We start from the raw sequence: 4,773 nt of genomic DNA, 5'->3' as shown, positions 1-4,773 counted from the left end.
CATAGCGCTTGTATTCGCCAAAATACTTCGTGATCGCCGCCGTCAGCGACGTCTTGCCATGATCGACGTGACCGATCGTGCCAATGTTCACATGCGGCTTGGTGCGCTCGAATTTACCTTTTGCCATGTGATCTCTCCAATCCTGCTTGCCCGTGCGGGCCTTGAATTAAGGTCTCGTGCAACCCGCTCGAGTTACGCGTATTTCTTCTGAACTTCCTGGGCGACCGCGGTCGGAACCGGCTCGTAGTGGTCGAACTGCATCGTGTACTGGGCGCGGCCCTGCGACATCGAACGCAGATTGTCGACGTACTTGAACATGTTCGCCAGCGGCACCATCGCGTTGATGACGACGGCAACGCCACGCGCTTCCTGACCCTGGATCTGGCCACGACGGCCGTTGAGGTCGCCGATGACGCCGCCGACATAATCTTCCGGCGTCACGACCTCGACCTTCATGATCGGCTCAAGCAGCTGCACGCCGAGGCGCGGAGCGGCTTCCTTGAAGCAGGCGCGGGAGGCGATTTCGAACGCCAGCACCGAGGAGTCGACGTCGTGGAAGGCGCCATCCACGAGGGTCGCCTTGACGCCGATCATCGGGAAGCCGGCGAACGGGCCGGAACCCATGACGCTGTTGATGCCCTTCTCGACGCCCGGGATGTATTCCTTCGGAACCGCACCGCCGACGATCTTGGACTCGAACACGAACTCTTCGCTCTCGGTGTTCGGCTCGAAGATGATCTTGACGCGAGCGAACTGGCCGGTACCGCCGGTCTGCTTCTTGTGCGTGTAATCCTGCTCGTGCGTGCGGGTGATCGTCTCGCGATAAGCCACCTGCGGCGCGCCGACATTGGCCTCGACCTTGAACTCGCGGCGCATGCGGTCGACGATGATGTCGAGATGCAGCTCGCCCATGCCGGCGATGATGGTCTGGCCCGATTCCTCGTCGGTCTTGACGCGGAAGGACGGATCCTCGGCCGCCAGGCGATGCAGCGCGAGGCCCATCTTTTCCTGGTCGTTCTTGGTCTTCGGCTCGATGGCGATCTGGATGACCGGATCGGGGAATTCCATGCGCTCGAGGATGACCGGGTGCAGCGGATCGCAGAGCGTGTCGCCCGTGGTCGTGTCCTTGAGGCCGGCCAGCGCAACGATGTCGCCGGCATAGGCTTCCTCGATGTCGGCGCGCGAGTTCGCATGCATCTGCAGCATGCGGCCGATGCGCTCCTTCTTGCCCTTCACCGTGTTGTCGAGCGAGGTGCCCTTGGTGAGCTTGCCCGAATAGATGCGGGCAAAGGTCAGCGAACCGACGAACGGGTCGTTCATGATCTTGAACGCCAGCATCGACAGCGGCTCGTTGTCGTCGGCGTGACGTTCGATCTCGGCGTCGGTCTTGGCGTCGACGCCCTTGATGGCCGGCACGTCGATCGGCGACGGCAGGTATTCGACGACAGCGTCGAGCAGCGGCTGCACGCCCTTGTTCTTAAAGGCCGAGCCGCAGAACATCGGGAAGAACTTGACCGCGATGGTGCCCTTGCGGATCAGCGCGCGGATCTCGTCATTCGACGGCATCTTGCCTTCGAGATAGTTCTCGAGCGCGGTCTCGTCCATCTCGACGGCGGCTTCGATCATCTTCTCGCGGTACTGCTCGGCCTTGGCTTTGAGGTCGGCCGGGATCTCGACGACGTCCCAAGCAGCGCCCAGCGTCTCGTCGCGCCAGACGAGCGCGTTCATCTCGACGAGGTCGACGACGCCCTTGAACTCGGTCTCGGCGCCGATCGGCAGCTGCATGACGACGGCCTGCGCGCCGAGGCGCGAGCCGATCATTTCTTCAGAGCGATAGAAGTCGGCGCCGATCTTGTCCATCTTGTTGCAGAAGATCATGCGCGGCACGTGGTACTTGTCGGCCTGACGCCACACGGTCTCGGTCTGCGGCTCCACGCCGGCGTTGGCATCGAGCAGCGCGATGGCGCCGTCGAGCACGCGCAGCGAACGCTCGACCTCAATGGTGAAGTCGACGTGTCCGGGGGTGTCGATGATGTTGAAGCGGCGCATCTTGCCGTCACGACCCTTCCAGAAGGTCGTGGTCGCGGCGGACGTGATGGTGATGCCGCGTTCCTGCTCCTGCTCCATCCAGTCCATGGTGGCAGCGCCGTCATGGACTTCGCCGATCTTGTGCGACTTGCCCGTGTAGTACAGGACGCGCTCGGTCGTCGTCGTCTTGCCGGCGTCGATATGCGCCATGATACCGAAATTGCGGTAGTCTTCGATCTTGTATTCGCGGGCCATGGGAGGTGCCTCTCAGTCTCTTTCGCGTTACCAGCGGTAATGCGCGAAGGCGCGGTTGGCTTCCGCCATCTTGTGGGTGTCTTCACGCTTCTTGACGGCGGTGCCGCGGTTGTTGGCCGCGTCCATCAGCTCGCCCGAGAGGCGGTCGACCATGGTGGTCTCGTTGCGGTTGCGGGCCGCGGCGATCAGCCAGCGAATGGCCAGCGCCTGGCGGCGCTCGGGGCGCACGTCGACCGGAACCTGGTAGGTGGCGCCGCCAACGCGACGCGAGCGCACTTCCACATGCGGCGCGACATTGTCGAGCGCCTGGTGGAAGACGGTGACCGGCTCCTGCTTGGTCTTGGCCTGGACCTGGTCCAGAGCGCCATAGACGATGGTCTCGGCAACCGACTTCTTGCCGTCATACATGACGGCGTTCATGAACTTGGTGACGATCAGATCGCCGAACTTGGGATCCGGGTTGATCTCACGCTTTTCTGCACTGTGACGACGGGACATGGGAAACCCTTACTTCGGACGCTTGGCGCCGTATTTCGAACGACGCTGCTTGCGGTTCTTCACACCCTGCGTGTCGAGCACGCCGCGGATGATGTGGTAGCGGACGCCCGGCAGATCCTTGACGCGACCGCCGCGGATCATGACCACCGAGTGTTCCTGAAGGTTGTGGCCTTCGCCGGGGATGTAGCCGATCACTTCAAAACCGTTGGTCAGGCGAATCTTGGCCACCTTACGCAGCGCCGAGTTCGGCTTCTTCGGCGTCGTGGTGTAGACGCGCGTGCAGACGCCCCGCTTCTGCGGGTTCTGCTGCATGGCCGGGACCTTGTTTCGCTTCACCGGCGCCAGGCGCGGCTTGCGGATCAGCTGGTTGACGGTAGGCATTAAACCCTCTTGTCTCTCAATTCCGTGTCTGCCCTGTCAGGGCCGCTCAAAGCGTCATTTCCATACGCGAATTCGGGCAACACACCGCGTCTCGCGGTCCTGCCCGAACAAATTGCAGAGGAAGCGGAAGCCGCTTCATGCGCGCCGGAAATGTCTTTTCGCTCGTAAAACGAACCCTGTTTGAGACAAACTCCAAAGCGTGTCGCCTCGGAAAGGCCGGTCTCACATCGGTTCTGACGTCGCGGCTTCTACTCGTAAGGCCATTGCCCGTCAACCCCGCAACGGCAAATATTGCGGTCAATTCGAGGCTTGGCAGCCATGCGCAAAAGGCATGTAATTTTATTGCGCCTTTTTTCAAGAGCGAGGAAGAAAGTGACCGGCTTGCGGCTGTCTTCCGCACCGGCTTCGTGCCAAAAGGCGGCTGAGCCGGACTTTGGGCCGGAAAACGAGGAATCAGCCCGTGAACGACAATGAAGAACGGCCGGTCACCATCATCACCGGACGAGTCTGGCGCAAGAAGGGCGGCAAGCCCGAGGGCGTGCATGTGATGCTGGTGGCGCCTGACGATGATTCTGCCGTGCGCCGCGCGCTCGAATCGCTCGCCGCCGAGGGATTCGCGGAGGCCGAGCTCGATCAGATCGGCGACATGGAAGGCGAGCCCGACGAGGAGCCGCATCTGTCGGCCTACCAGGGCGCGCTGGAAGGCGAGGTCTCGATCGTCACCTTTGACGAACCGTTCTGATATAGCCGGCGGCACAACGTCCTCCCGATCCTCTCCAACAACCTAGCCAGCCATTCTTCTTTTCCGGAGTTCCCATGACCAGCAATCCCATCAAGCTCGGCATCGTCGGCGTGGGGAAGATCGTGCGCGACCAGCATTTGCCGGCGGTCGCCAAGGACGGCGACTACCGGCTCGTCGCCGCGGCGAGCCGCCATGGCAAGGTCGACGGCATTCCGAACTACCCGACAATTGAAGCGATGATTGCCGCCGAGCCCGATCTCGAGGCGGTCTCGCTCTGCATGCCGCCGCAGTTCCGCTACGACGCCGCGCGCACCGCGCTGGAAGCGAAGAAGCATGTGTTTCTCGAAAAGCCGCCGGGCGCGACGGTGAGCGAGGTCGAGCACCTCAAGGCGCTGGCCGAAAAGAACGGCGTCTCACTCTTTGCCAGCTGGCATTCGCGCTACGCGCCGGCGGTAGAGGCCGCGCGCGCCTTCCTCGCCTCGGTCAAGCTGACCTCGGCCGCCATCAACTGGAAGGAAGACGTGCGGCGCTGGCATCCGAACCAGGAATGGATCTGGGAACCAGGCGGTTTTGGCGTGTTCGATCCGGGCATTAACGCCCTGTCGATCGCCACGCATATCCTGCCGCCGATGTTCATCACCTCGGCCGTGCTCGACTTTCCCGAAAACCGCGCGGCGCCGGTCGCGGCGCATGTCGCCTTCCGCACGTCGAATGGCCTGCCGGTGGCGATGGAGCTCGACTGGCTACAGACCGGCCCGCAGAGCTGGGACATCCTGGCCGAGACCGACAAGGGCAAGATGGCGCTGTCGGGCGGCGGCGCGAAGCTCGCCGTCGACGGCAAAGTCATCCACGATGAGCCGGAAGCCGAA

The 4,773-nt window shown here is 62.6% G+C and carries 7 protein-coding genes; 3 read left to right on the top strand and 4 right to left on the bottom strand.

The genetic code is table 11. The annotated features are described in order from the left end of the window. The 4 genes from EOA27_RS22600 to rpsL form a co-directional block, all read right to left on the bottom strand. A partial coding sequence (locus EOA27_RS22600) for a GTP-binding protein (protein ID WP_244571411.1) occupies positions 1–127 on the bottom strand: 127 nt, incomplete at its 3' end. Positions 128–192: 65 nt separating this feature from the next. Further along, positions 193–2,283, bottom strand: coding sequence for an elongation factor G (fusA, locus tag EOA27_RS22595; protein ID WP_095818141.1), 2,091 nt, complete (start codon positions 2,281–2,283; stop codon positions 193–195). A gap of 27 nt (positions 2,284–2,310) precedes the next feature. After that, a complete protein-coding gene (rpsG, locus tag EOA27_RS22590) occupies positions 2,311–2,781 on the bottom strand; it encodes a 30S ribosomal protein S7 (protein WP_027170372.1) in 471 nt (156 codons plus the stop codon). Between the two features lie 9 nt (positions 2,782–2,790). After that, entirely contained in the window at positions 2,791–3,162 is a 372-nt protein-coding gene (gene rpsL, locus EOA27_RS22585; RefSeq protein ID WP_006202128.1) for a 30S ribosomal protein S12, read from the bottom strand. 137 nt (positions 3,163–3,299) lie between these two features. Between rpsL and EOA27_RS40860 the strand changes: the two genes are divergently transcribed. From EOA27_RS40860 to EOA27_RS22570, 3 genes are all read left to right on the top strand, one after another. Continuing rightward, a complete protein-coding gene (locus EOA27_RS40860) occupies positions 3,300–3,587 on the top strand; it encodes a hypothetical protein (RefSeq protein ID WP_189343137.1) in 288 nt (95 codons plus the stop codon). A gap of 35 nt (positions 3,588–3,622) precedes the next feature. Beyond that, the gene (locus EOA27_RS22575; protein ID WP_040983044.1) at positions 3,623–3,904 is read left to right on the top strand and encodes a hypothetical protein; all 282 of its coding nucleotides are present in this window, start codon (positions 3,623–3,625) and stop codon (positions 3,902–3,904) included. A gap of 74 nt (positions 3,905–3,978) precedes the next feature. Beyond that, on the top strand, positions 3,979–4,773 hold a 795-nt coding region (locus EOA27_RS22570; RefSeq protein WP_145970474.1), incomplete at its 3' end, for a Gfo/Idh/MocA family oxidoreductase.

This window comes from Mesorhizobium sp. M2A.F.Ca.ET.037.01.1.1 (assembly GCF_003998075.1).
In the GTDB taxonomy this organism is placed as follows: domain Bacteria; phylum Pseudomonadota; class Alphaproteobacteria; order Rhizobiales; family Rhizobiaceae; genus Mesorhizobium.
This window is presented reverse-complemented; position numbering and strand designations above follow the sequence as displayed.

Excerpts from the sequence above, each read along its gene's own strand:
- rpsL (WP_006202128.1), bottom strand. The coding sequence starts at position 3,162 with ATGCCTACCGTCAACCAGCTGATCCGCAAGCCGCGCCTGGCGCCGGTG.
- rpsG (WP_027170372.1), bottom strand. The coding sequence starts at position 2,781 with ATGTCCCGTCGTCACAGTGCAGAAAAGCGTGAGATCAACCCGGATCCC.
- EOA27_RS40860 (WP_189343137.1), top strand. The coding sequence starts at position 3,300 with ATGCGCGCCGGAAATGTCTTTTCGCTCGTAAAACGAACCCTGTTTGAG.
- fusA (WP_095818141.1), bottom strand. The coding sequence starts at position 2,283 with ATGGCCCGCGAATACAAGATCGAAGACTACCGCAATTTCGGTATCATG.